The following is a 25,746-nucleotide window of genomic DNA, read 5'->3' on the forward strand; positions in this document are numbered from 1 at the left end:
AAATTTTTATTTAAGTTTACATAATATATATTATAGGAAGTTAATTCGAAATAGTGAATTCCGTCTCATTCGTTAAGTAAACTTAAGATAGTGAGACGGAATTGAAATTTTATCCGATTTTTAAAATACGCGCTAGATCATCGTTTAAATCATAGCTATTAATTAAATAAGAATGAAATTCTTTATTTTCATTATCGTTTCTAGAAATAATAACAGTATCTTCATCTAGGTTGATTCTAAGTTCTTTGCCAGTTTTTAAATAAATGATGAAATCAGCATCTTTAACTTGAACACGATGATTCGGTAACTGTGTTAAATCATTGTTATCTAGTTTATTTACCCAACTAACTAATGTTGATTCATCCTCATTTGACGTGATAACTTCACTTTCTTGCTGATCGCTTCTATGTACCTGTATTTCATAGATGTTCTGTTCATCGATCTTTTGATGCAAGCTGCTTTCAAGACTTGTGGCACTTGCAGTATGCGCATATTTATCATTTTTGTAGTCTATATAAACTTCAGCTGTTTTTAGATATCCAAATGCGAGAACAGAGAAAAGTAGGATGGTTAGAAGTCCTTTTGTTGCTTTTTTCATACAAATCACCCGCTTTCCTTTTCCAGCTAATGCTGTGGTTAAATGCCTAAACACTTCACCTCTTTCATCATAACAAATTTTTATTATATTTCATTCAATTATGGGAGTTTTTTTATAATTTTCTTAGCGTTTTAATAGTACTTTTGTTTTATTTTCGTAATCATCTTATCCTATTAAAGGGGTAAAACAATGGATAGCGAATTAGTGCATAGTACATCTATTCTTGTTAAATCGGTATAGCACTTCTATTCATCTACTTACGAAGGAGATTATTCCATGCCATTTTTTATTGCAGTCCTCCCTCCTCACCAGATTATCGAGAGAATTCATTCCTTTCGAAAGAAATGGGATTATCATGAACCTTCGCCACCACATATCACAGTAAAAGCTCAAAGTGGTTTAACAGCAACCAGTGATTGGCTTGAAAAAATCGAGCATATTTGTCGAACCTTTCCCGCTTTTGAATTGAAGCTAGGTGCCCCAGCTGCATTCGGGTCAAATGTCTTGTTTAGCAGCGTATTATCTAAGGAGATCATCTCGCTTCATTTACTATTAGTTGATGCTATTAAGCCTTCACTACAAGAACAAAAAATGTATTATGAAGTAACTGATTTTATTCCTCATTTAACGATTACTCAGCAACATGAACCAATAGATCCCATTCAATTCAATGAGATAAAACGAGATGCAGAACAAACACTAGACGAATTCGAGCCCTTTTTGGTTCAATCCATTCATATTTTTTCAGTGAATGCCTCCAAAACTTATACACCTGTTCTTGAACTTCCTTTACGTCCAGTAAACAAACTGTATTAAGGTTAGCCGCTACCTCTAAATCAAAAAAACGCCCGTGATGATCCAGGGCGTTTTTTGAATCATTATTTTGATTTCAAGGCTTTCTCCAAACGTTCTAAGCCTTCTTGCAATACTGAACGTGAACAGGCAATATTAATGCGCTCAAAGCCTTTTCCACCTTCCCCAAATATATAACCTTCATCAAGAGCCAACTTAGCTTCTTCCTGAACGAATTGTTCAAGTTCTTCATGTGTCATCGACAGGTTACTGAAATCCAACCACACAAGGTAAGTACCCTCTGGTTCAATCACTTCTATTTCTGGTAGACGTTTATTAATAAATTGAGTAAGATACGACAGGTTACCTTGTAAGTACTCCATCAACTCTTCAAGCCATTTCTCGCCATGAGTGTATGCCGCTTCTACAGCAATAATACCAAATGGACTTGGTGCAAACAGACCCAATTTCCCCATATAGCCGTTAAATTGCTCCCGTTTCTTCTCATCTGGAATAATGATCGTCGATAGCTGCATGCCCGCAAGATTAAATGTTTTACTTGGTGCGATGCACGTAATTGTATTTGCTGCGATCTCCTCTGAAAGAGTTGATAGAAGCGTGTGCTCATACCCTTTGAAAATAAGATCAAAATGAATATCGTCTGAAACGACTAGCACATCGTTCGCTAAACAAAGCTCAGCAAGCTGTCTAAGCTCATCTTTCTTCCACACTCTTCCTACAGGGTTATGTGGATTACATAGTAGTAACATGGTCACTTCAGGATCTTTAAGCTTTGTTTCGAGGTCATCAAAGTCCATCGCATACTTGCCATTTTCTTGTATGAGAGGATTATCAACGACTTCCCGCTCGCTCTTTTCAACCATATCACGAAACGGATAGTAGACAGGCGATTGAATAACCACTTTCTCTCCCTTGTTCGTATACGTGTTAACAGCAGCGGATAGCGCTGGAACAACTCCTGGCGTAAAAACGATCCAATCTTGTTCAATTGACCAATTATGACGTCGACTAAGCCAGCTTTGCACCGCTCCCTTCGTGTCTTCTGTCGGCATTGAGTAACCAAATATCCCATGCTGAATTCGCTTTGTAAGAGCATCAATTACTGCCTGTGGAGCACGAAAATCCATATCTGCTACCCACATTGGCAGCAAGTTTTCCTTTTCAAATATGGTATCTGTGTGATCCCACTTTACTGAATGTGTATCAAATCGGTTAATTCGTTCATCAAATACGCTCATAGTGTGCCTCCATTTGTTCAATAGTCCATCTTTTACTTTATCAAAACTTATCCGATCTGTCAGAGACGGCGCTTCCCTCTATCTTATCGTACATTTAATTTAAAAAGACAGTAACATAGGTTGATGGTAGAATGAATGAAAGTAAGAATAGTTATAGCTTATATCCATTTCAATAAGGTATAACTGAGATACTATGTTTAAAGTGAGGGTTAATTCATTATGAATACATTACACCATGCCTTCTGGAGCTATTTTTTCTTTCGGAAAAAAAATAGGCGTACTGTTAAGTATCTTGTTATAGGTGGCATTGCACCTGATATCATTTATTATGTGATGTTTTTGTACTTATTAGTTGAACGAAGTATCCAGAAAATCATCAATCCAGAAATACAACTGTCCCTCCATTATTTTATCCACGGCTTGTTTGAACACCCTGTCGTTGATGTATTGCGGAAACTTGGTCATTCCATCGTGATCTGGTTCATTGCCTTTATTCTTCTCATGATCATTCATCGAGGTTTTAAGCTGACCCCTCTGTCTGGGTTTATATGGGGATGGTTTTTACATGTTTTTGTGGACTTTTTTACACATGTGAGTGATGCTGTGCCGATCTTCTATCCTATTAACAATACCGTAATCCCTGGAGTTGTTTCTTATTGGAATCGTGATTACTATGGTACAGAGTTTAGTATTACTCATGGTATTGTTCTCGTATCAACGATCATCTACCTTATCCTGGAACGGCGCCGTACAAAGAAAGTGTTAAATGATGCTCGAAGTAAAGAAATTCAATCATAATAAAAAAGGAGCAAGCGTCGGTAAACGACCTGCTCCTTTTGTTATTTTGTATTCTCGTCAAGCGTCGGATCCTTTTTGGTTACTCGATTCCGAATGAGGATTGGAATAACCGAAAGTAAAATAAAAACTCCTACCGCAATGGCAATAATCTTTGGATCGCCTGAGACTAGGCTACTACCTAAAAAGTTGTATGCGAATGTCCCTGGAATGATACCAATAAGCGTACCAAAAAAGAATGATGCAAAACGAATTTTAGATAGTCCTGCTGAATAACTAATTAAGTCAAAGTTAAAAAGAGGAACGAACCGAAAGAATAATACATAAAAGAATCCGTTTTTCTCAAGCTGTTCTTGTAATTTACGTCCTTTTCCCTGCCAATCTTTATTTGCGATCGATTTACCTAGCTTTCTTGCTACAATAAATGACAACACCGCTCCTCCTGTTGCCCCAATCACTGTATAAAAGGTTCCAAACAATGAGCCAAATGCTAGCCCCCCTGCAATTGATAAGACAGAGGCTGGAAAAAAAATAAGAGGACGAATGGTGTAAATTACCATATAAACAATCGGTGCGAGTATACCAAACGATAATATCCAATCCCTGATCTCTTCTACTTTAAAATCAAGGTACGAACGGCTGAACCAAATTAATAAACCAACAATGATGACTATCGCAAACCACTTGAACCATACCTTTGGATGTTTCATCTCCCCATCCTCTCTCAACACTTCTCATGTCTACCTTACCTGAATAACATGAAATTAGCTGTAACATGGCTTACATCATTTGTTTGTATACTAGAAAAAGCGTTAGGATGATCAAACTACTTGATACGACACCTTCGCCCTTCGATGCCGTTTTCAGATAAAGCGGAAACCTTACGCGAAGAGGGATTGGATAAAACAATTGAATACCTCTCACTGTCATCGCATCCAGCACAATATGACTAACGATGCCAACTAGAAGTCCAATTTGAATCAAGTGGTCGAATTGAAAGCTGAATGTTGACATAAGCCAGTAGATTAGAATGATAAAAAGAATACTGTGGGTGATGGTACGATGACCAAAAAACCTGCTTATCCCTTTGGATAATGTCCTGGCCCTGCGTCCCGTCCATGATCCCGGATGACATATGTCCGGAAGAAGTGAACCAAAAAGACACGCTCCGTAAAAGACGATCATTCCTGGTGCATCTAATTTATCTGTTATGTAGTAGCTTTGAGCGGCTACGCCAAGACATATACCACCAATGGCGTGTGTTTTCCCCTCCATTTTATTCCTCCTTTATCTGTGTTTTCTTGTTCGTATTGTTGGAAAGTGCCATTTTAGAGGGGGTGCAATCATATGTTCGCATATCATTAAGTATAACACAAATCGATCACCACAAATACTAAAAAAAGACCCGCTCTGAAGCGGATCTTTTGGTTGGTTATTCGGGTTTGTCGATTTTTTTGATCTCGATGGCATCGCCAGTTTCACTTATATCTAAAACAAAAGAACCATTACTATAGCGATCATTAGGTCTGTACGTAGATGGATCGACTTCTACCGGCTCACCTTTTTTCGTTCGAACGATAATCAAGTCTTGTTTAGTTGTCGCGGCCACACCAACGACACGATGAGGATTTGATTTTAATTCTCTTAGCATCACGACACCACGCTTGGCCCTTGTGGTAATCTCAAATTCACTTAACTGCATTTTCTTGACTGCCCCTCTATGAGTGACAAGGAATATATCATGCTTAGCTGTTGGTTCATAAATAATTCCGCTCACAACGTAATCATCTTCTTTTAAATTAATGCCCTTCACTCCGCTTGCCCGTTGCCCGACAAGACTTATCTCTTCTTCTTTAAACCGAAGACCGTAGCCGAAGTGTGTTGCTAGAAAGACTTCTTTACTTCCATTTGTCCGGTATATATCAATCAATTCGTCTTCTTTTTTTAACTTAAGAGCCATAAGAGGCTTTGAATAACGCTGAGCTTTGTACTGAGAAAGCTCTGTTTTCTTAATCATCCCTTGCTTAGTCACAAAGACGAGGAATTGATCATCTTTAAACTCTTTGACTTCCATAGCTTCAATAATTCGTTCGTCAGATTCAATGGAAACAATGTTTGCAACGTGCTGCCCCAAATCTTTCCACCTGATTTCTGGTAGCTCATGGACAGGCAAATAAAGATAGCTTCCTTTATTCGTAAATAGCAAAATTGTGTGAGTCGTATTGCTATCAAATTGCCGTAGCAGCGTATCCGTTTCTTTCATTCCGAAGTCTTTTCCATTCGATGCCGCGTAAGAACGAGGGCTCGTCCTCTTAACATAGCCATCTTCTGTCACCGTTACAATCACGTCTTCAGATGGAACCATGACTTCAAGATTAACTTTGATATCTTCAATTTCATCTTCGATCACAGTCATCCGACCATCTGCATATTTCTTACGGATTTCTAATAATTCTTTTTTGATAAGATTGACGAGTCTTTTCTCACTTCCAAGAATCGTTTCAAGTTTGTTAATAAGCTGGCTAAGCTCCTTAGATTCCTTTTGAAGCGTTGTGATATCCGTGTTTGTTAAGCGATATAGCTGTAAGTTTACAATCGCTTCGGCCTGAGCGTCTGTAAATTCGTATTGAACCATTAAATTGTTTTTAGCATCACGCTTATCCTTTGAGGAACGAATCGTAGCAATAACCTCATCCAAAATAGAAATGGCACGAATGAGACCTTCTACAACGTGCTGACGGTCTTTCGCACGTTTTAAGTCATATTCTGAGCGACGAATAACAACTTCCTTCTGATGTTCAATATAAGCCTTTAGAATTTGTTTTAAGCCCATTTGCTTCGGTGTTTTGTTATAAATGGCCACCATATTGTAGTTATACGTAATTTGAAGATCAGTCGCTTTGTATAAATATTTCAATATACCGTTAGCATCTGCTTCTTTTTTCAACTCAATAACGAATCGAAGACCTGTACGATCCGTTTCATCACGGACCTCTGAGATCCCTTCAATTTTTCGATCTACTCTTAGTTCATCAATTTTTTTGACAAGGTTCGCTTTATTGATTTCATATGGAATTTCCGTCACAACAATTTGTTGACGTCCTCCACGAACTTCTTCAATCTCTGCCTTGCCACGTAGAATGAATTTTCCTTTACCCGTTTCAAATGCTTTTCGAATGCCTTCTGTTCCCTGAGCAATGCCACCAGTTGGGAAGTCAGGTCCTTTTATAACGCCCATTAGCTCTTGAAGTGTTACGTCAGGATTCTCCATTTGCATAACGGCAGCATCGATAACTTCTCCAAGGTTATGAGGAGGAATATCCGTTGCATAACCCGCTGAAATACCCGTTGAGCCGTTAACGAGCAAGTTAGGAAAACGTGCTGGTAAAACAATAGGCTCATTTTGTGTATCGTCAAAGTTTGGAGCAAACTCAACTGTATCTTTATCAATATCTCGTAGAAGTTCTGATGAAATTGCTGCAAGACGAGCTTCTGTATAACGCATCGCAGCGGGTGGATCTCCATCGACACTACCGTTATTACCATGCATCTCAACAAGGATGTTCCTTACTTTCCAATCCTGCGTCATTCTGACCATTGCATCATACACGGACGTATCTCCGTGTGGATGGTAGTTACCAATAACGTTACCGACTGTTTTAGCCGATTTTCGAAATGCTTTCTCTGCTGTGTTACCTTCATGATGCATCGCATAAAGAATACGACGTTGTACAGGCTTCAGACCGTCCCTTGCATCGGGCAGGGCACGGTCCTGAATAATGTATTTACTATAGCGACCAAAAGCGTCTCCAAGGACATCTTCCAGTGGGAGATCTAAGAATTTTTCTGCGTTAGCCAATGTTACGCCTCCTCTTCAATAATGGAAATGTTCTCATTCTCGATGATATTTGTTTCTTCATTTAATCCGAATGCCACATTGGATTCAATCCACTGTCTTCGCGGTTCGACTTTATCTCCCATAAGAACAGAGACGCGTCGTTCTGCACGAGCAATGTCTTCAATCTTTACGCGAATCAATGTGCGGCTCTCAGGATTCATCGTTGTTTCCCATAATTGATCGGCGTTCATTTCACCTAGACCCTTATAGCGTTGAATCGTATAGCCTTTACCAACCTTTTTCATAGCCTCTTTCATGCCATCTTCATCCCAGGCGTATTCCACAACTTCCTTCTTGCCTTTACCTTTACTAATTTTATATAACGGTGGAAGAGCAAGGAATACCTTTCCGTGTTCAACTAACTGCTTCATATAGCGATAGAAGAAAGTTAATAGAAGCACTTGAATATGAGCGCCGTCGGTGTCGGCATCCGTCATGATAATTACTTTATCGTAATTTGAATCTTCTATAGTAAAATCAGGTCCGACTCCCGCTCCAATAGCATGAATAATCGTATTGATTTCTTCGTTCTTGAAAATATCCTGCAACTTCGCTTTCTCCGTGTTGATAACTTTCCCTCGTAGTGGAAGGATTGCTTGCGTACGACGATCGCGTCCTTGTTTAGCTGAGCCTCCAGCTGAATCTCCCTCAACCAAGTAAAGCTCATTCTTTTTGGGATTACGCGAAGTTGCTGGAGTAAGTTTTCCGCTTAGAATGGTTTCCTTGCGTTTACCTTTCTTACCAGATCGTGCATCTTCTCGCGCTCTTCTTGCAGCTTCCCGAGCTTGAGCGGCTTTAATGGATTTCTTTATTAGCATTTCACTAATGGACGGATTCTCTTCTAAGAAATACGAAATCTGACCAGATACGATCGCATCAATCGCTGAACGTGCTTCACTTGTCCCTAGCTTGCTTTTTGTTTGCCCTTCGAACTGCAGCAATTCTTCAGGAATACGAACAGAAACAATGGCCGTAAATCCTTCTCGAATATCGTTCCCCTCAAGATTTTTATCCTTTTCTTTAAGGAGGTTCACTTTCTTAGCGTAATCATTGATCACGCGCGTAATGGCTGTTTTCATTCCAGATTCGTGTGTTCCACCGTCTTTTGTTCGGACGTTGTTTACGAATGAGAGAACATTCTCTGAAAATCCATCATTGTATTGGAAAGAGAAATCTAGTTCAATACCATTGCTCTCACCGGTAAAGGTGACAACTGGATGAAGCGTCTCTTTATCTTCGTTTAGATAGTTGATAAATGCCTCGATACCGGTTTCATAATAGAAGACTTCTTTACGGTCATGACGCTTATCATTCAGCTCAATCTTTAGTCCTTTAAGTAGAAATGCAGCTTCACGTAAACGTTCACTAAGGGTATCGTAGTTATAGTTTAGCGTGCTAAACATCGATGTATCCGGCTTAAAATGAATCGTCGTTCCCGTTTTGCGCGTTTTTCCAATATTTTCAAGAGTTGTTGCCGGTTTACCCCCATTTTCGAAACGTTGTTTGAAGATGAATCCATCTCGATGAATGGTCACTTCAAGCCATTCAGAGAGAGCATTTACTACAGATGCACCTACACCGTGTAGTCCACCGCTCGTTTTATAACCACCCTGTCCAAATTTACCACCAGCGTGGAGAATCGTAAGGATAATTTCTGGTGTTGGTTTGCCAAGTTTGTGCATTCCAACTGGCATACCTCGACCGTTATCTTCTATACTGACACTATTATCTTCATATAAAGTAACGTTGATTTCATTCCCATGACCTGCAAGAGCTTCATCAACTGAATTATCAACGATTTCATAAACTAGATGATGCAAACCTCTTGAGTCCGTGCTTCCTATATACATACCTGGACGCTTTCTAACCGCTTCAAGGCCTTCAAGAACCTGGATTGAATCGTCACTATACTCTTGCTTTTGTTTTGTTACCATGTTTTTCCCCTTTCAACTTGCTGTATAGACTAGCCTACCATATGAGAACGGGTGTTTCTATATTTTCTTATACCCTATCCTTTTTTTAAAGCATTGCCACATCACAGTCATTTTAATAGCCAGGCAGTGGTTTACAGCTTCTTACTGAATGCGTCTCAATAGAAAAGGAATGATTCCTCTAAGCTTTATTAGCAAAAGATTTTATTTGATCATTCAAGTTTTCCCACTATGAGAACGACGATTATTTCCGTATTAAAAAATCCTGCACAGTGGCAGGAGAGAAAAAAACATCGAACCGTATTGTACCTTATTGTCTATTCTTCATCAATTGTTTTCACGACATGCACGTTGCCTTCTTCATAACCAAGCGTAACGATATGACCTTCTTCAACCGACTCCCAATCAGATTTATCGGCTAAATAAGGAGTTTCGTTAACAATAAGATAATAATAAGGTTTTTCAACTGGCGTATTTGTCGCCTCTTCTGCATTTTCACTTGTTACATCTTCTTCATTTTCAGCATTACTTTCATCTTTTTGATCCGTCTCATTCGTAAGTTTTGGTTCTTCATAGCGGATCATCTTTTTTTGAACCTCACCTGTTACATTTTCAAGCTGTTCATCCTGTCCATTCGCGAAAGCAGTGCTAACGGCAAGTACGAAACATAGCAATAAAATAGACAGAAGAGTTCCTCTTAACAAGTTCATACAGAGGCTCCTTTCAACATACTTTCGCTCTTAGTTTACCATAGATTTTTTGTTGAGTAGTGCGTTTTCTCATAATCGTCTTCATTCCCCCGCAAAAACATTTCGTTAAAATAACAATTCATTGACCGCACTTGAAGAGATCTTGAATGAAGTTTTCGTTTCCACAAACAAAAATATGTTAACTTTAAATAAATAAAGGGTGTCGTTTAATTGTTTATCAACCATTTAAATACTAAATAACTTTAAAACCAATTAGATTTATTCACTCACAAATATTAATGTTAACTGAATATAAATTTATGTTGACATAAATAGATTTTTCTTTTACGATTCATTATAGTGATAACGAAAGTGAGGATCAGTCATGAGAAAAATGAAAACAATTGATTTAGTTTACGCAGGAATGTTCGCCGCATTAATGGCCGTTGGAGCAAATATTGCTCAATTCCTTGTTGTCGGTGGCGTGCCAATTACACTCCAAACTTTTTTCGCTATTTTAGCTGGCCTTCTACTCGGTAGTCGACTGGGTGCTATTTCATTGACTGTTTACGCCTTAGTTGGTCTTGCCGGTGCACCAGTTTTTGCACAGTTTACTGGTGGTCCTGCCGTCTTATTTAAACCAACATTTGGATTTATTTTATCTTACATTTTAGTTGCTTATGTTGCAGGGAAAATCGTAGAATCAAAATCTAAACCAACTATAAGAACATTTATGATCGCAAGCTTTACTGGATTTATCTTGAATTATGTTCTAGGAACAAACTATATGTACTACGCATACAAGTTTTGGGCTGAAGCGCCTGAAGGATTTACTTATGGAATGGCATGGATGTGGATGGTTGCTCCACTGCCGAAAGACGTGATTTTATCAATAGTAGCTGCTCTCATCTCACCGCGCATCTACAGTGCTGTTACGAAAACAGCAAAGCGAGCGCAAGTAGCTTAACACTGCATTCCTCTATTCCCAATAGATGAATATAAATTTACCGCCGGTATAACTACCGGCGGCTTTTTTATGTGTGAGCATTATTCACTTGCAGTTTGCTTTGTCTTATTTGAATTTAAGAATAGAGAAACGATAAACATTAGTGCGAGGAAAACAATGACGAGACCAAATCCACCTTTCTCTCCGAAAGCTTCTGAAACAATTCCAATGATGTATCCTGCGATACCACCACCAATACCAGATGCTACATAGATTAAACCTAGTGCAGTACCGGGATTTTTTGAAATAGTCGTTCCAAATGCCGTAGCGGTTGGAAACAATGTAGAGAAGAAAAGTCCTGCTCCAGCAAATAAATAAGGTACCTGGTTCGCAAAGAAGAAGCTGACCGCTACGATAATGACGGATCCTAATGAGAAAGAAATCATAATCAATCGTTCGTTGATTTTATTCGCAAGATAAGCCACTCCTAAGCGCCCAATCATAAAGAATACTGAGAAGAGTGATAGAATCGTTGCAACCATATCCGATTTTGCCTCGGTAGATATGCCTCCTAATTCAAGTGATTTTAAGTAAGGCGGGAAGAAATTAGTAAACGAAACTTCTGCAGATACTTCGAAAATTAAGAAGAACATTAAGAAAATCATTTGTGCATCTTTTAACATTGGTACAAATGCTTTTAAATTGATTTTTTCTGCTTTTCCATCAGGGAATTTAACCGATGTGACATAAAAAATAACGAGAATATTTAAGATGGCAATAGCAAGATAGAAATATCGCCATGATGCAAATTGGAACATGTAATTAAGGATTTGTGGAAAGACGATCATCCCAAGTCCATAGATCCCCATCGCTAAATTGAACATTTGATTCTGCTTCTCAGGATATGCAGCCGGTACAATCGCATTGGAAGCAACACCAAGCGCTCCAAGCCCGAACCCAATTAACATATAGAAACCTAAGAAGAATGTAATGTTTGGGGCAAATCCGGTACCTGCAAAACCAAGTCCCATGACAATCGTTGCAAAGATCACCATTATTCTTAACCCTTTTTTATCTGTTAAATAACCGAAAATCAAACTCGCTAGCGTAAATCCTAGTTGGAATATCAAGACAACTAATCCGAATTGACTCATATCAAGTCCAATATCCGTTTCCACTTTATCAAGCACAATCCCCTTTGTATTCGTCACCCCTCCAGAAACGAACTGGGTAAATAATAAAATAATTAACGCGTGAATACTTTTCCCTTTTGACATTGCTCGTACCTCCATAAATTAATCTATCACAGGGGATTCCACGGTATATTTAACTTAAAACTTGCTAATATTTTCGGACTATTTTTCGGTAGCGTTACCATCTCTGTCACATTGAGTATTCTAGATAAGAAAAAAAGTTGCAGAGAGTATTAACTCTCTGCAACTTACTTCATCTGATAGACGAAATACGTAGCGACAAAATAGATCAAAACAATTAATGTGGATGGAACCATATAAAAAAGCGTGCTACGTTTCTGTTTTCTTGTAATACTATATAAAATGACGAGCACCACCACAATTGATGATACGGTTGTCACAATATTAGACATGCTAGCATGCCTAAATAAGTTTGTCTTAAGATAAATAGCATCTGTAAACGAAAGCAGCATGATATTAAATGCGTTACTTCCTAGAAGGGAGGTTATTCCCATACTGTAATTCTTAAGTTTCAACGCTGTTGCAACACTTACAGCATCAGGCAAAGAAGTACTCGCTCCTACAAGAAATGATCCAACAAACGAAGCTCCTAATCCTGTGCTTTCCGCAATTCGATCGGCAGTTAATGTTAATACCGTTCCGACAATCATAATACCGACAGCGGATAAGATGAACATCGTTAGAACTTTTTGGTATGAAAACTCACCGTATTTTTCATTCTTTCGACTTCTCCGTTTCACTTTCTCTTCTGTTAATTTGTTAATCCACTTCACACCAGCAAAATACACAAGAACAAGAATGATCGAACTATATCCGATATGATAAATGCTCGCTGGTAGTGTTAAGGATAAACCTCCTACAACAATTAACGTCATCACGATAACAAGATAGATGTATAGCTTACTCCCTACATCTGTTTGTCCCATAATCTGTTCGCGACGGTAGACCATATCAAGAACGGCGAGGGCTAATAGATTAAATAAATTACTCCCAAGCAAATTCCCGATTGCAAGATCTGGACTATCAATAACAATTGCCGTCACGCTTGATGTTAGTTCGGGCAATGATATAGCAGCACCAATGATAATTCCCATAAACGCTGAAGACGTTTTTGTTTTCTCACTAATGGCATCACCATACATAGCAAGTCGAGTAGCAACGAAATAGGTGGCAATCGCCGCTAAAATAAATAGTAGAATTGTAAATATTAAATTCATAGATGATCTCCTTAATACGTTCGATTTCCTTGTTCACCATTTCCTTCCCAAGTTAATACTAAACCATAATAAATAGAATGACTCGAAAATGTAATGTTCCATAATTGCATTAACAAGTGAGATTTCCAAGGTATGGGTATATGTTTTGGGACATGAGTTATTAAGAAGGAATTTAGGCATGGTGACCGGGAAAATAACCCCCCCGACTCCTAAAGAGCGGGGGTTTTGTTAAATGAATAGTTGTGAGCAAGCAGTTCGAAAACTAAGGTACCTGAATTAGTTCAAAGTGTTGCCACTCATACGGTAGTAATTGCAGGTAGCGTTTTTCTAAATAACGATTATCAATTAGTAATAAAAGACCTCGATCAGTTTCTGTTCGAATGAGTCGACCGCCTGCTTGTTGAACACGGTTCATCCCTGGATAAACGTAAGTGTAGTCAAAACCATTTCTTCCAGCTTGATCAAAGTAAGATTTCATTAGCTGCCGCTCGGTATCAAAATTAGGGAGCCCTACTCCAACGACCACCACTCCTGTAAGACGATTCCCTTTTAAGTCTATCCCTTCTGAGAAGATGCCACCTACAACAGCAAACCCAACTAAGCTACCTTTTCGATCAGATGTGAATTTTTTTAAAAACGACTCTCTTTCTGCTTCCGTCATCCCGCTTTGTTGAATGATCGTTTCCACTTCGTCTGGAGAAGTGAACGCCTCAAAAACTTGTTCCATATAGCCATATGATGGGAAAAAGAACAAGTAATTACCGGGTTTTTCATGAAGCACTTTTTGAAGAAGTGTAACAAGTCTTGGTAGGGTGCGCTCACGATCGCGGTACTTCGTCGAAAGAGGAGCAATATAAACATTCGCATGTTCACGTGGAAAAGGAGAAGGTATTTTCACAGCGTAATCCTCTTCTTTCCAACCAAGCATGTTTTGATAATAAGAGAAAGGTGTAAAAGTAGCTGAGAAAAAAACGTTCGATCGAAACCCTTTCCGCATTTTTTGAAGGAGATGCGAAGGATCGAAACAAAAGAGCTTGATTTTCACCTCGGACTTTCCTGCCTTTACATACGTCATGTATCGCTGATCATAAAGTTTTGCAATTCGAATAAAGTTCTGTGCTAAAAAATATGTTTCAAGTAAAAGCTCATCGCTTCCTTGCTGAAGCAACTCGATTTCACTCACTTGCACAAACGTATCAAGCTGAACAATAAGCTCTTCATCAATTTCGGATAGAACTAACGAACCATTCTGCGTCGATTTTCTGTACGCAATAAACGTGTTATTTATTGATGCTGCTGCGCTTGATACTTCACTATTTTGTCTTTTGTAATTCCGCTTCAACTCAAGAAAGGGTGACTTCATTAATTCGGCAGAATACATTTCTCTAGCCCGATCAACGAGATTATGCGCCTCATCTATAAGAACCGTCGTTTGTTTCTTTTGTTCTTCAATAAGTCGCTTTAAAGAAACGCGAGGGTCAAATAAGTAATTGTAATCGCATATAACCGCATCAGCCATGTAAGACAAATCTAGAGATAGCTCAAACGGACATAGTCGGTGCTTATGAGCATATTTTTCAATAACCTCTCGAGTGATACGCGTCTCATGGTGCAAAATATCAAGCATTCCATCATTAATTCGGTCGTAATAGCCATTGGCATATTCGCAATAATCTTTCTCGCAAATGGTTTTTTCCTTAAAGCAAATTTTATCTCTTGCGGTAATGGTCACAGATGAAGCATGAAGTCCTTTCGTTTCCATTAATTCAAAAGCTTCTTGAGCGGTTTCTCTCGTTATCGTTTTGGCTGTGAGATAGAAAATTTTATTACCATACCCTTCTCCCATTGCCTTAATAACTGGAAATAACGTACTAATTGTTTTTCCTATTCCTGTAGGCGCCGTAGCGAACAACGTCGATTCATCTTGAACCGTTTTATAGACGCTCGCTGCTAACTTTCGCTGACCTTCTCGATAGGAATCAAACGGGAAAGTGAGTGATTTGCTACTGTCATCACGCATGGTAATATGCTTTTGCTTCCATCTAGCAAATGGAGCATACTGTTCGACAACCCATTTCATAAAGTTATTTAGCTCAGACGCAGTTGTTTCCTGTTGATACCGGATGATCTCATTTGTTTCTGACTGAATATATGTTAATTGAATCGTGATTTTCTCTAAGTTGTATTCCTCAACAGCCATGTATCCATAACATTTCGCTTGCGCCCAATAAACTGGGTGTGTCCCTTCATCCACTTCAGTAAGCGGGAGTGACGTGGATTTAATCTCATCGACAATAAATTGTTCATCGTTTTTAAGTAAGCCATCACATCGACCTTCAATATGAAAAGTCATCTCTTCATAAATCAAATTCGTTTCAAACGGTACTTCTTTTTTATCATGTTCTCCATAAGTCTTCTGAATCATCTGGTGAAGTCGAGTTCCTTCCGTCATCGCTGTGGCTGTACGGAAACGAGCATCGATACTTCCCCTCCGAAACGCATACTCGACAAGAGGTCGAACGGATACATTAATCATTTCATTCATCTTATCACCTAATTTTTCGTTTATGCACATTCATTAATAGCCCATTCTTAATTCGTAAAGACACAAGCGGCTCGGCTTCCACACGTTGATCGCTCGAAGCTTGTTGAAGGTGAAACTTTTTCCCAATTGTAGCGAAAATGAGTTGAGCTTCATATGTAGCAAACTGACTACCAATACAGCTTCTCGGACCGCCGCCAAACGGGATGTATGTGAACGGAACTTGTTTTCTTTTCATTCGATCAATAGAGAACTGCTCGGGGTTTTCAAAAAAAGCAGGATTACGATGCATGATATAAGGACTGATTAAAAACGACGATCCAGCTTTGAACGGATGGCCCATTATCTCAACAGGTTCTAACGCTTCTCTTAATAATACCCATGCTGCAGGATAAAGCCTTAACGTTTCTTTAAAAAACTGGTCTGTTAATGGTCGATTCTTAAGGTCATGCTCGTCTAAAGATCGCCATTCAGTCACCAATTGTTTTTCTAATTCGGGATGTACAGAGAGTTCATACCACATCCAGGAGAGGACATTGGCTGTTGTTTCATGCCCCGCGATTAACATCGTCAAAATCTGACTCCTTATTTCTTCTCTTGAAATCGGCGAGCCATCAGAATACGTGGTTTCCTGAAGGAGAGCTAATAAATGATCACCTTTTGGAGTATGGACAATAAGTCGACCAGCCAATTCGTTTAATCTCTTTTTTCCAACTTGATAGCGTCTATTACGTTCTGAAGGAATAAAGGATGGAATAGGAAAAGGTAAGAATAAATCTCCGGCTGATTTTTCAATAATATGAGTAACTGCTTTAACTAGCTCAGCACTTTCTGGTTTTGAGACATCTTGTCCAAACATTGTTTTCATAATAATCCGTAGTGTTAACTTCATCATTTCGGAGCTAATACAGATAACATCTCCGTCATTCCATGCTTTGATAAACTGATTTGTTTCATCTAGAATAATTTCTACATATTGCGCCATTTTCTCTTTATGAAAAGCGGGCATAATCAATCTTCGCTGGCTTTCGTGGATTTTCCCTTCAGAAGTAAGCAAGCCTCTACCAATCGTTTGACTGAGTAATGAAGCGGAGTTTTCTTTTTGAAAGGATGCTGCGTTTGTAACTAGTATTTGCTTTATCGCCTCTGGTTGATGAACAACATAAGAGGAAGCTCCTAATTCTACAAAATCAGCCACTTCCCTCGTTTTCAATAAGAAACCTAATGGATCTTTACGAAAATCAAGGTAATTTTTTAAACGAATCCCAGATAGCTTCTCAACAGTTCCCATCATATATCACCACTCACTGTTTTTCTTTATTATAGAAAGATCTTCATAAGACTTTCAATTTCCAACAGGTTAAACTAGATAAAAAACGCTCTATCTGATTAAACCAGATAGAGCGTTTTTTTCGTTAGTTCACATCAATTGCCCAATTTCCATCACGGAAAATCGCTTCTGTAGATCCATCTTCCTTCACACCATCAATATCGAGTTCTCCAGAACCCATCATAAAATCAACATGAGTTACGCTGTTATTTACCCCATTTTGATCTAATGCTTCATCGTCCATGTTCGCTCCACCTTTTACGCTGCTTGGATAAGCTTTACCCAGAGCAAGATGGCAGGAAGCATTCTCATCATACAGGGTATTAAAGAAAATAAGTCCTGATTGAGAGATAGGAGATTGATGTGGCACAATGGCGACTTCACCGAGTCGACGAGAGCCTTCATCCATGTTCAATAAATTCTCAAGGGTTTCATATCCTTCTTTTGCAGAGAAGTCTACCACTTTACCTTCTTTAAAAGTAAGTGAGAAATCATTGATTAAGTTACCACCATAGCTTAGTGGCTTTGTACTTGAAACGGTACCATTCACGCCATATTTGTGTGGTAACGTAAACACTTCTTCTGTTGGCATGTTAGCATTAAATTCGATGCCCTGCTCAGAAACAGATGAACCACCTTTCCAAATATGCCCTTCAGGCAATTCAATTTCAAGATCCGTCCCTGGAGCCTTATAGACGAGCTTTTTATAATGTCTGTCATTCAAGACTTTTCTTGCTTTTGCAAGAGTGGCATTATGTTCATTCCAGGCTGCTACTGGATTTTCTTGATCAACACGAGTAATTTTGAAGATTTGATCCCAGAGCTTTTCAACAGCTTGTTCCTCTGATGAATCAGGGAAGATTTTTTTTGCCCATTCATTATTTGGAATAGCTACAATTGACCACGTAATTTTGTCATTCATCGTGTATTTACGGAAGTTCTTCATCGCTTCTCCGCTCGCTTTATTCGATGCTGAGATACGAGAAGATTCAATTCCTTTTAGTAGATCAGGGTTTGTAGAGCGGATTGATAGTATCGCTGCCCCTTCACTTGCGAAATGATCAAACATTTTCACACGCCATTCCGGTACGTTTTCAAGCACATCCTGGGCTGCGTTTTCATACCATAAACGGTCAAGATCATCGTCGCTCCAATTGATATGTACAGTCTTAGCGCCTATTTCGTAGGCTTTTTTTACGACGATTCGTGCGAAATCAGCTCCTTCAATAGAAGCGTTTACAACTAGCATTTGATCATTTTGTAAATTTACTCCTCGTTTAAGAGCAAGTTCTGCATACTTTTCTAACATGATTTTTTCTGGCAACATGCATTCCTCCTTAGTATCGAAACGACTACTAAAATTTTAACAAAAGAGAAGCTTTCTGTCCTCTTAATCGCAATGATTTGTTTAGACTAATAGAAAGAAGTGTGAAAAATGACAAAATCGAATGTAAGTATAAATAGTGAGTGTCAATGCGACAATACCATAACGGTATTTGGAACGGGTGAAGTGAGTGCAACTCCTAATATCGCCACTATTATTACAGGTGCTACCACAACTTCTAAGCAAGTTACGGAAGCTCAAGAAGAAAACGCAGAAATAATCGCTGCGATTGTATCGTCATTGCGATCAATCGGAATACCGACAGAAAGCATTCAAACGTCTGATTACAGGATCGAAGAAAACGTCCGATATGATGACAACACGAAAATCTTTCTCGGATACAAAGTTACACACGTGCTGACAGTTACAGTTGAGCCAGTGGAGAAAGCAGGAGCAGTCATTGACGTTGCGGTAAATTCTGGCGCAAATGTCGTCTCAGATATTCGTTTTGAGATAAAAGAACCTGATGTTTACTATCAGAAAGCGTTACGTGCCGCTATGGAAAAAGCCAATCAAAAGGCTCAAACAATCGCTCAGTCTCTCCACATCTCTCTACCAAATACACCACACCGAATCATTGAAACTGGTTCTGCAGCACCATCACCTCGCATGTTTAGCGAAATGCAAAGTACGCAAATACAACCTGGTCAATTAACAATATGTGCGCAGGTGACATTAATTTTTCTTCTTACCTCATAAAAATAGGGCGTATCAACGCCCTATTTTGTCATCGCATGTTCAACTTTAATGCAGCGATCCATAATCATTTTCATATTATGCTTTTTCCCATATTCATAAGCTTCTTCATTCATTACGCCAAGCTGTGCCCAGAAAACGTCCGCACCAATTTCCACGGTTTCTTTCATAATATCAGGAAGAAATTCGCTTCTTCTAAATACATTCACGATGTCTACGTGACCTTTAATATCTTTCAATGAATCTACCGCTTTTTTGCCGAGCGCTTCATCAATTGTTGGATTAACCGGGATGATTTCATAACCTGCATCCATCATGGCCTGCGAGACCATAAATGAAGTACGCCCTGGATTATTTGATAAACCAACGACGGCAATTCGCTTATTTGTTTTTAGGATCTTGCCGATTTCTTCTCGAGTCGGGTTTTCAATTGCCATGTAGTTCTCCCCTTTGCAATTTATGGTATATCTCTATTATAGAAGATGTATGAGCAGAGAAAAACTATTTCGCTCAAAGCTCTTGTGAGAGCCAAGACATCTCTTTTATTACAAGCTCAGTCATAAGGAATATTATCCCCCGCATCTTTTGCCTTTATGTATCGTGAACCACTAGCGAGTTGCGCTTGTTCGAAAATTAGTTCCTCCCAAACTTTCTCAAAAGTGACAGCTTCATTTGCAGGAGTCCCTGCTTTTATCTGCTGTTTGGAAGCACGTTTTCCATCTCTTCCAATGACAGTAAGAGGAAGATTTGGGAAATTGAATTTGTCTAATTGATTGGCACTAGAAACCATGTTGCGAATCTCGCTACCGACAGCACGATACAAATCAGGACTTGTATCATGATCCAACAAAGCTGATTGAATATCATTCTCCCATTTACAGAATAGTTCCGGCAACTCTGGTTGAATTTCTGCGATCAATTCTTCTTTCGTCATTTTTGCGTAAGTGGTCTATTTCTTTATCCAACCTGCTCTAGATTTACATATTTTGCTTCTTAGTAGCCTCGCTTCTATTTTATCTATTTGTTATAATTTTCTTAATTAACTGAAGGGAGATTTCAATATGTCAAAAATCCTACGATTGATCTCATCAAACGGGAGGGACGTATGACTTTAATTTAACTGTACCCCCTCCTATCTTTCTATTATCGGAACTTACATTGAAAGTTGGAGGAACATGTCATCTCATTCAACACGAAATCTTACCCTTTTATTCTGGGTGAACTTTTTTGGTACCATCAGTTTCTTGCAACCGGTTCTTACGCTTTTTTATGTAAAAAACGGATTAAATGAAGCTGATATCCTCATCATTTTGATGTGCTGGAGCGGCGCTGTCTTTATCGGTGAAATCCCAACAGGAGTTTTCGCGGATGCATATGGAGCTAGAAATGCATTTCTAATAGGATCCATCATCAAGATAAGCAGTATCGGCATTCTTTTAATGGCAGATAGCTTAACAATGTTTATGCTGTTTAGCATCTTTAATGGATTATCGGTCACCTTTTTTTCTGGTGCAGACGAAGCATTAATTTATGAGTCATTAAAGAAAGATAAAAACCATCACAAAATGGATGAAGTCATGGGGAAAATTCAATCAGCGGGATTTATAGCTATGATGATTGCTGTTCTAGTTGGATCATTTCTTGCTAAAGATTTACAGAGCGAACAATTTCAGCTACTTATTCTCTTCAGCATCATTTCTTATATTATTGAATTCATTCTCCTGCTATTCATCCATGAACCATCAGGCAAGGTAGAAGTTAAAGGGACATCTTTACAAAATGTAATTGAAGGGATTCAGGTGATTAAGAAAGCACCTCAACTGTTATTCCTGTTCCTAAACCTTACGCTCGTCTTCATTCCTACCGTTGCGGTGTTTCAAAAATTTGATCAGCCATTGATGATTAATGCTGGTCTGCCTGTCTACATCATTGGGCCTATTTATGCTGTTGGTGCATTACTTGCATTCTTTTCATCTAGAAGTATCAATATGCTTCATAGGAATTTCTCTTATAAGGTGCTTATGTACTTTTCTGGTTTTCTTTCAGCATGCGGGCTAGTCGTCGCTGCAATTTTTCAGAATCAGCTCTGGGTTATTTTGTTTGTCGTCTTGTTTTTAAGATGGGTAGGCGCCATTAGATATCCGATTTATTCCAAGTTGAGTAATGACCTCATCCCTTCTCACATAAGAGCAACTACGATCTCTTTGCTATCCATATTAGATTCTGTATTTGATTTAGTTGTCTTCACATTATTAACATTGTTTGCAACCAGCGGCATTCAGGGTATTCTCATCGGATCAGCCATTGTCGCACTGATAGGATCAACTCTTCCAGTTCAAATCAACAAAAGGCGAGCAAAACTGGGATCCAGTCTAATAAATCGGTAAATAAATTTCCAGAATGGTTTGCAATTTATAAGAGGCGATGCTATTATATATTTAAACCATTTTACTATTAATATATTTAGGATTTAAATTAGCTGTAGCTTCGAAAGAGGGTAACAAAGTTAAATCCTCTTAAAAAGCTGCAGTTTTTTAATGTAAACGTATTACAATGGTAAATGGTGAATTTTAAATTATGTACGATGAGGTACATTAGGAGGCAATTTTTTATGCAAAACGGTAAAGTAAAATGGTTCAACGCTGAAAAAGGTTTCGGTTTCATCGAAGTTGAAGGTGGAGACGACGTATTCGTACACTTCTCTGCAATCAATGGTGAAGGTTTCAAAACACTTGACGAAGGCCAAGAAGTTAACTTCGAAATCGTAGAAGGTAACCGCGGACCACAAGCAGCTAACGTAACAAAAGCATAAATCGCTTTACAAGCCCCTGACGATCTTTCGTCCGGGGCTTGTTTATTTTCTATAAATGATTAAATCCTTTATTAGACCAATCATCCAATACGTTATGAACAGGCATGTTATTGTTGAACCAAACAAGCACACCCTCAGAATGCACGGTATTTCGACTACTCACTTTTTTATATCCATTCGATTCTAAAGAGGAAAGAAACTCATAACAGCTGTGAATTTCGTCGGTTTATTTCCAAAGAATAAGAGATCATTATCGGACACAAATTTAGTGTCCCATTCTTCAAGAACTTCTTCTGATAATCGGTTATTTTCCACTCGTTTTATTTCCAATCCTCACTCGCCCTTTCAATCAAAGTCTTATCAATTACGATGCTTATTAGAAGAGAGCTTTTTACTAAGGAGTATTTCGTCATGAATTGGTATGTTTTGATGGCCAGTTAATGGAATCTCAGGCTTTACTTGACGAGCTAAATCAACCGCTCCCCTAGCAACTCCTTTCATTCTGTATCTCTTTCGCTGATAAAATTCAAAAGCGCTAAGGTTATCGTTGGTTGTGATCACCTTCATTTCGGAACATCCATTCTCGACTGCCACAAGCTCTATTCTCATCAATAACCGACCGCCAATCCCTTCCTTTTCAATCAAACTATCAAGTGAAATGATTTCAACGTGATCTTCATACAATCGATAGGTTGCAACACCTATTATCTCTCCATCTGAATCATAAGCTATGAATCCATCTAATTCATGTAATATATACGTTCCGGTAGAGATCACCATTTCTGTGCTGCCCCACAATTGAACAAACAATCGGGACAACGTCTCTCTATTACAATGATTAATGGGCAAAATACGGTATCCAGCAAAATCATAAGCCATTAGGATGCAGTCGTTCCAAGAACCTTCATGCAATTCATGTTTAGGAAGGATACCTAAATTCGCAAAACCCACCTGCTGATAACACCGTATCGCTCTCTTATTCCAGTGCTGTGGATCCATAACAACAAGAGAACCTTTTAAAGTTCTTTCAATATAATACACAACTGATTGAATGAGCTTTTTCCCAATATTTTTATTCCAATATGAGGTTTCCCCGATAAACTGGTCCATTCCATATGAATGATCAGGGAGCTTGATCCTCTCTACCTCTGCTAACAAATAAAACTGTATGTATCCGATCGGAATATTATGAAACAACACAAGGCATCTTACTTCATCGTCTTCTATAAAAAAATCTTCCAAAACTTTTTCTCTTGTATATGGCCGGTCTCTTCCTTCGTAATAAGCAAGAACTTGTTGATCTGTTAACCACTTTAATAGAAAAAGTTCATCCCCTTCTTGAAGATAACGAATACTTAACTCATCATGTTTGATAATGAAATTCATCTTTTCAACCTCCATTACACGCTTCATTCTATAACTGATGCAAACCCCTAACCATACTACTATCGGTACTTTTTACACTAGAGTGAATGCCTGATTGATGATTATTCTAAAAAAAAATAAAAAAATACGCATAAAGAGTAATACTTCTCCCCTATTTAGGGTATACTAGTAAGTTTAGGTTGTATCAATATCAAGATGAGTATGTTACACTTATAGGAACTTATTAGAGATGGGACTTGATAAACATATATGGGAAAATACATGATTGACCACCAAAAACAAATTGTCCATAGGACAGCCTACGCTGGTGATGAGTGTCATTTACCCGAGACGCCGATCAAAGATCGTTCAGAAGCCAACCATGAAGAAGAACTTCTCGTTTTTCTTAGACAAAAAGGCTATCGCAAATGTGCATCCTGTTTCTTTGGCTCAACTTTTGAAGAACATTATGAATTTGACAATCCTCCAAAATACGTATAAACGTTCATTGACTATATAAAGCAAATAAATCAATAGATAAATTTGTCAAAGACAAGGATCAGCTGATCCCTGTCTTTTTATTTTGGAATAGTTACATATGATCGTTCATTTCTCAAGTTTAAGGCTGATTAATTTGAAAGAAGCATTATATATATCTGTTTCACTCTTTTATTGTGAGCGTTTTCAAGATATAATGCAATTGGTCGCTCTTTTCTGAACACTTTTTCTATTCAAGAGTTTGTATTTTCATGTTACATAAAGGGGGTTGATATGTTATATTCATAACTATGTTTTTATAAAAATACGTTTTAGTTGATAGAAAATCCGTTGCAAAACGACAGAGGTGACACTACGTGAACAGTACTCATCAAAGAAAAGTAACTTCAGAAGGATTATTAAAATTTATTATCCCATCTCTCATTGGTATTTTCTTATTCATGATTCCCATACCAAATGATGAAGGTGTTACGATTCCAATAGCAAAACTAGCTGGTTGGCTCCAGGGCCTATTTGGGACAGCTATCCCTTTCTCTCTTCCCGCAATTATGACCATTGTTATTACAATTACAGCAGTACTTAGTTTCCTAGCAGTAGTAGCTAAACCTGATTGGATTACGAAGAGTTCTTTCCTGACGAGTCTATTACAAGTATCAGGTATTTGGTTACTTGCTCGTATTCTGGGTATGATTTTCGCGATATTAACACTATTTAAAATTGGTCCAGAATGGGTTTGGTCAGACGCAACTGGAGGATTATTACTAAATGATCTCATTCCTATTCTTTTTTCTGTATTTTTATTTGCAGGGCTTTTCTTACCTCTTCTACTAAACTTCGGTTTGTTGGAATTTTGCGGGACCCTTCTTACGAAAATAATGCGTCCGATTTTCACTCTACCAGGTCGTTCTTCAATTGATTGTCTTGCTTCGTGGATGGGTGATGGTACAATCGGTGTTCTTTTAACGAGTAAACAATATGAAGATGGTTATTATACGAAACGAGAAGCAGCCGTCATTGGCACAACATTCTCGGTAGTATCGATCACTTTCAGTATTGTTGTACTGCAACAAATGAAACTTGAGGAATACTTCTTACAATATTATTTAACGATCGTATTAGCTGGAATTGTGGCAGCTGTTATTATGCCGAGAATCCCACCCCTCTCAAGGAAACCCGATACTACTTACGAAACAGAAGCAGATGCTCCTGATGATACGATACCTGAAGGCAAATCTCGTTTTCAGTGGGGAGTAATCCAAGCAACAAGAACAGCGGTAGATAATCGTGCCTCGAACGTTATCAAAGGCGGATTTCAAAATGTACTCGACATGTGGATGGGCGTTATTCCAATTGTTATGGCGATCGGGACCATTGCTTTAATTATTGCTGAAACAACACCACTATTCAGTTATCTTGGTGCTCCGTTCGTTCCTATTCTAAATTTAATGCAAGTTCCTGAAGCTGCTGAAGCAGCTCAAACTATGGTAATAGGTTTTGCAGATATGTTCTTACCAGCCATAATTGGTGCAGATATCGAAAGCGATCTTACTCGCTTTGTTATCGCTAGTCTGTCTGTTACTCAGCTAATTTATATGTCTGAAGTTGGTGGCTTGCTCTTAGGATCAAAAGTTCCTGTACGATTTATTGACCTATTTATTATTTTCATTGAACGTACGATTATTTCTTTACCTATTATTGTAGTCATGGCACATATTATTTTCTAAATTAGTAAATCCGGGACAAATAGTTCCGGATTTTTTATTTTGTTTCTTGCTATTAT

The 25,746-nt window shown here is 38.4% G+C and carries 24 protein-coding genes; 8 read left to right on the forward strand and 16 right to left on the reverse strand.

The window, feature by feature from the left end; genetic code table 11:
- Positions 1-109 precede the first annotated feature (109 nt).
- A complete protein-coding gene (locus Q4550_RS13410; RefSeq protein ID WP_194221764.1) occupies positions 110-652 on the reverse strand; it encodes a hypothetical protein in 543 nt (180 codons plus the stop codon).
- 222 nt (positions 653-874) lie between these two features.
- Between Q4550_RS13410 and Q4550_RS13415 the strand changes: the two genes are divergently transcribed.
- A complete protein-coding gene (locus Q4550_RS13415; protein ID WP_303533398.1) occupies positions 875-1,414 on the forward strand; it encodes a 2'-5' RNA ligase family protein in 540 nt (179 codons plus the stop codon).
- Positions 1,415-1,476: 62 nt separating this feature from the next.
- Here the strand turns inward: Q4550_RS13415 and Q4550_RS13420 are convergent, their stop codons facing one another.
- Entirely contained in the window at positions 1,477-2,649 is a 1,173-nt protein-coding gene (locus Q4550_RS13420; RefSeq protein ID WP_303533400.1) for a MalY/PatB family protein, read from the reverse strand.
- 219 nt (positions 2,650-2,868) lie between these two features.
- Here Q4550_RS13420 and Q4550_RS13425 point away from each other — a divergent pair, with 219 nt between their 5' ends.
- Positions 2,869-3,447 carry a DUF4184 family protein gene (locus Q4550_RS13425; protein ID WP_303533402.1) on the forward strand — a complete coding sequence of 193 codons (579 nt, stop codon included), beginning with the start codon at positions 2,869-2,871 and terminating at the stop codon, positions 3,445-3,447.
- Positions 3,448-3,488: 41 nt separating this feature from the next.
- Here Q4550_RS13425 and Q4550_RS13430 read toward each other — a convergent pair whose 3' ends face one another.
- The 5 genes from Q4550_RS13430 to Q4550_RS13450 all read right to left on the reverse strand — a co-directional run bounded on the left by Q4550_RS13430 (position 3,489) and on the right by Q4550_RS13450 (position 9,983).
- Positions 3,489-4,154: a TVP38/TMEM64 family protein gene (locus Q4550_RS13430; RefSeq protein ID WP_303533403.1), complete on the reverse strand. Its 666-nt coding sequence runs from the start codon at positions 4,152-4,154 to the stop codon at positions 3,489-3,491.
- Positions 4,155-4,224: 70 nt separating this feature from the next.
- Positions 4,225-4,719: a metal-dependent hydrolase gene (locus Q4550_RS13435; RefSeq protein WP_303533405.1), complete on the reverse strand. Its 495-nt coding sequence runs from the start codon at positions 4,717-4,719 to the stop codon at positions 4,225-4,227.
- A 157-nt stretch (positions 4,720-4,876) separates the two neighbouring features.
- The gene (gene parC / locus Q4550_RS13440) at positions 4,877-7,303 is read right to left on the reverse strand and encodes a DNA topoisomerase IV subunit A (RefSeq protein WP_303533407.1); all 2,427 of its coding nucleotides are present in this window, start codon (positions 7,301-7,303) and stop codon (positions 4,877-4,879) included.
- Between the two features lie 2 nt (positions 7,304-7,305).
- A complete protein-coding gene (gene parE, locus Q4550_RS13445) occupies positions 7,306-9,276 on the reverse strand; it encodes a DNA topoisomerase IV subunit B (RefSeq protein WP_194221771.1) in 1,971 nt (656 codons plus the stop codon).
- Between the two features lie 314 nt (positions 9,277-9,590).
- Entirely contained in the window at positions 9,591-9,983 is a 393-nt protein-coding gene (locus Q4550_RS13450) for a hypothetical protein (RefSeq protein WP_303533409.1), read from the reverse strand.
- A 364-nt stretch (positions 9,984-10,347) separates the two neighbouring features.
- Between Q4550_RS13450 and Q4550_RS13455 the strand changes: the two genes are divergently transcribed.
- Entirely contained in the window at positions 10,348-10,929 is a 582-nt protein-coding gene (locus Q4550_RS13455; RefSeq protein ID WP_303533411.1) for a biotin transporter BioY, read from the forward strand.
- An 80-nt stretch (positions 10,930-11,009) separates the two neighbouring features.
- Here the strand turns inward: Q4550_RS13455 and Q4550_RS13460 are convergent, their stop codons facing one another.
- The 5 genes from Q4550_RS13460 to Q4550_RS13480 all read right to left on the reverse strand — a co-directional run bounded on the left by Q4550_RS13460 (position 11,010) and on the right by Q4550_RS13480 (position 18,520).
- The gene (locus tag Q4550_RS13460; RefSeq protein ID WP_303533412.1) at positions 11,010-12,185 is read right to left on the reverse strand and encodes an MFS transporter; all 1,176 of its coding nucleotides are present in this window, start codon (positions 12,183-12,185) and stop codon (positions 11,010-11,012) included.
- A 164-nt stretch (positions 12,186-12,349) separates the two neighbouring features.
- Complete coding sequence (locus Q4550_RS13465) at positions 12,350-13,339, reverse strand: sodium:calcium antiporter (protein WP_303533414.1); 990 nt, start codon at positions 13,337-13,339, stop codon at positions 12,350-12,352.
- A gap of 262 nt (positions 13,340-13,601) precedes the next feature.
- Entirely contained in the window at positions 13,602-15,884 is a 2,283-nt protein-coding gene (locus tag Q4550_RS13470) for an ATP-dependent DNA helicase (RefSeq protein WP_303533416.1), read from the reverse strand.
- 4 nt (positions 15,885-15,888) lie between these two features.
- A complete protein-coding gene (locus tag Q4550_RS13475; protein WP_303533418.1) occupies positions 15,889-17,172 on the reverse strand; it encodes a cytochrome P450 in 1,284 nt (427 codons plus the stop codon).
- A 124-nt stretch (positions 17,173-17,296) separates the two neighbouring features.
- Positions 17,297-18,520, reverse strand: coding sequence for an aminopeptidase (locus tag Q4550_RS13480; protein WP_371017588.1), 1,224 nt, complete (start codon positions 18,518-18,520; stop codon positions 17,297-17,299).
- Between the two features lie 126 nt (positions 18,521-18,646).
- Here Q4550_RS13480 and Q4550_RS13485 point away from each other — a divergent pair, with 126 nt between their 5' ends.
- Positions 18,647-19,294, forward strand: a complete 648-nt coding sequence (locus tag Q4550_RS13485) for an SIMPL domain-containing protein (RefSeq protein WP_303533422.1) — start codon at positions 18,647-18,649, stop codon at positions 19,292-19,294.
- 20 nt (positions 19,295-19,314) lie between these two features.
- Here the strand turns inward: Q4550_RS13485 and Q4550_RS13490 are convergent, their stop codons facing one another.
- Together Q4550_RS13490 and Q4550_RS13495 are read right to left on the reverse strand one after the other, a co-directional pair.
- The gene (locus tag Q4550_RS13490) at positions 19,315-19,728 is read right to left on the reverse strand and encodes a CoA-binding protein (RefSeq protein ID WP_303533424.1); all 414 of its coding nucleotides are present in this window, start codon (positions 19,726-19,728) and stop codon (positions 19,315-19,317) included.
- A 116-nt stretch (positions 19,729-19,844) separates the two neighbouring features.
- On the reverse strand, positions 19,845-20,210 hold the full coding sequence (locus tag Q4550_RS13495) for a hypothetical protein (RefSeq protein WP_303533426.1): 366 nt from the start codon (positions 20,208-20,210) through the stop codon (positions 19,845-19,847).
- 256 nt (positions 20,211-20,466) lie between these two features.
- Here Q4550_RS13495 and Q4550_RS13500 point away from each other — a divergent pair, with 256 nt between their 5' ends.
- Both Q4550_RS13500 and cspD read left to right on the forward strand, forming a co-directional pair.
- Positions 20,467-21,678 carry an MFS transporter gene (locus Q4550_RS13500; protein WP_303533428.1) on the forward strand — a complete coding sequence of 404 codons (1,212 nt, stop codon included), beginning with the start codon at positions 20,467-20,469 and terminating at the stop codon, positions 21,676-21,678.
- Between the two features lie 224 nt (positions 21,679-21,902).
- Positions 21,903-22,103, forward strand: coding sequence for a cold-shock protein CspD (gene cspD / locus Q4550_RS13505; protein ID WP_048309367.1), 201 nt, complete (start codon positions 21,903-21,905; stop codon positions 22,101-22,103).
- Positions 22,104-22,286: 183 nt separating this feature from the next.
- Here the strand turns inward: cspD and Q4550_RS13510 are convergent, their stop codons facing one another.
- Both Q4550_RS13510 and Q4550_RS13515 read right to left on the reverse strand, forming a co-directional pair.
- Positions 22,287-22,433: a hypothetical protein gene (locus Q4550_RS13510; protein ID WP_303533432.1), complete on the reverse strand. Its 147-nt coding sequence runs from the start codon at positions 22,431-22,433 to the stop codon at positions 22,287-22,289.
- 30 nt (positions 22,434-22,463) lie between these two features.
- The gene (locus Q4550_RS13515) at positions 22,464-23,489 is read right to left on the reverse strand and encodes a GNAT family N-acetyltransferase (protein ID WP_303533434.1); all 1,026 of its coding nucleotides are present in this window, start codon (positions 23,487-23,489) and stop codon (positions 22,464-22,466) included.
- Between the two features lie 261 nt (positions 23,490-23,750).
- Between Q4550_RS13515 and Q4550_RS13520 the strand changes: the two genes are divergently transcribed.
- Together Q4550_RS13520 and Q4550_RS13525 are read left to right on the forward strand one after the other, a co-directional pair.
- Entirely contained in the window at positions 23,751-23,969 is a 219-nt protein-coding gene (locus Q4550_RS13520) for a hypothetical protein (protein ID WP_303533435.1), read from the forward strand.
- A gap of 353 nt (positions 23,970-24,322) precedes the next feature.
- Complete coding sequence (locus Q4550_RS13525; protein ID WP_303533437.1) at positions 24,323-25,690, forward strand: YjiH family protein; 1,368 nt, start codon at positions 24,323-24,325, stop codon at positions 25,688-25,690.
- Positions 25,691-25,746 lie beyond the last annotated feature (56 nt).

It is taken from the genome of Anaerobacillus sp. 1_MG-2023 (genome assembly GCF_030547345.1).
GTDB classification, from domain to species: Bacteria; Bacillota; Bacilli; order Bacillales; family Guptibacillaceae; genus Guptibacillus; species Guptibacillus hwajinpoensis_B.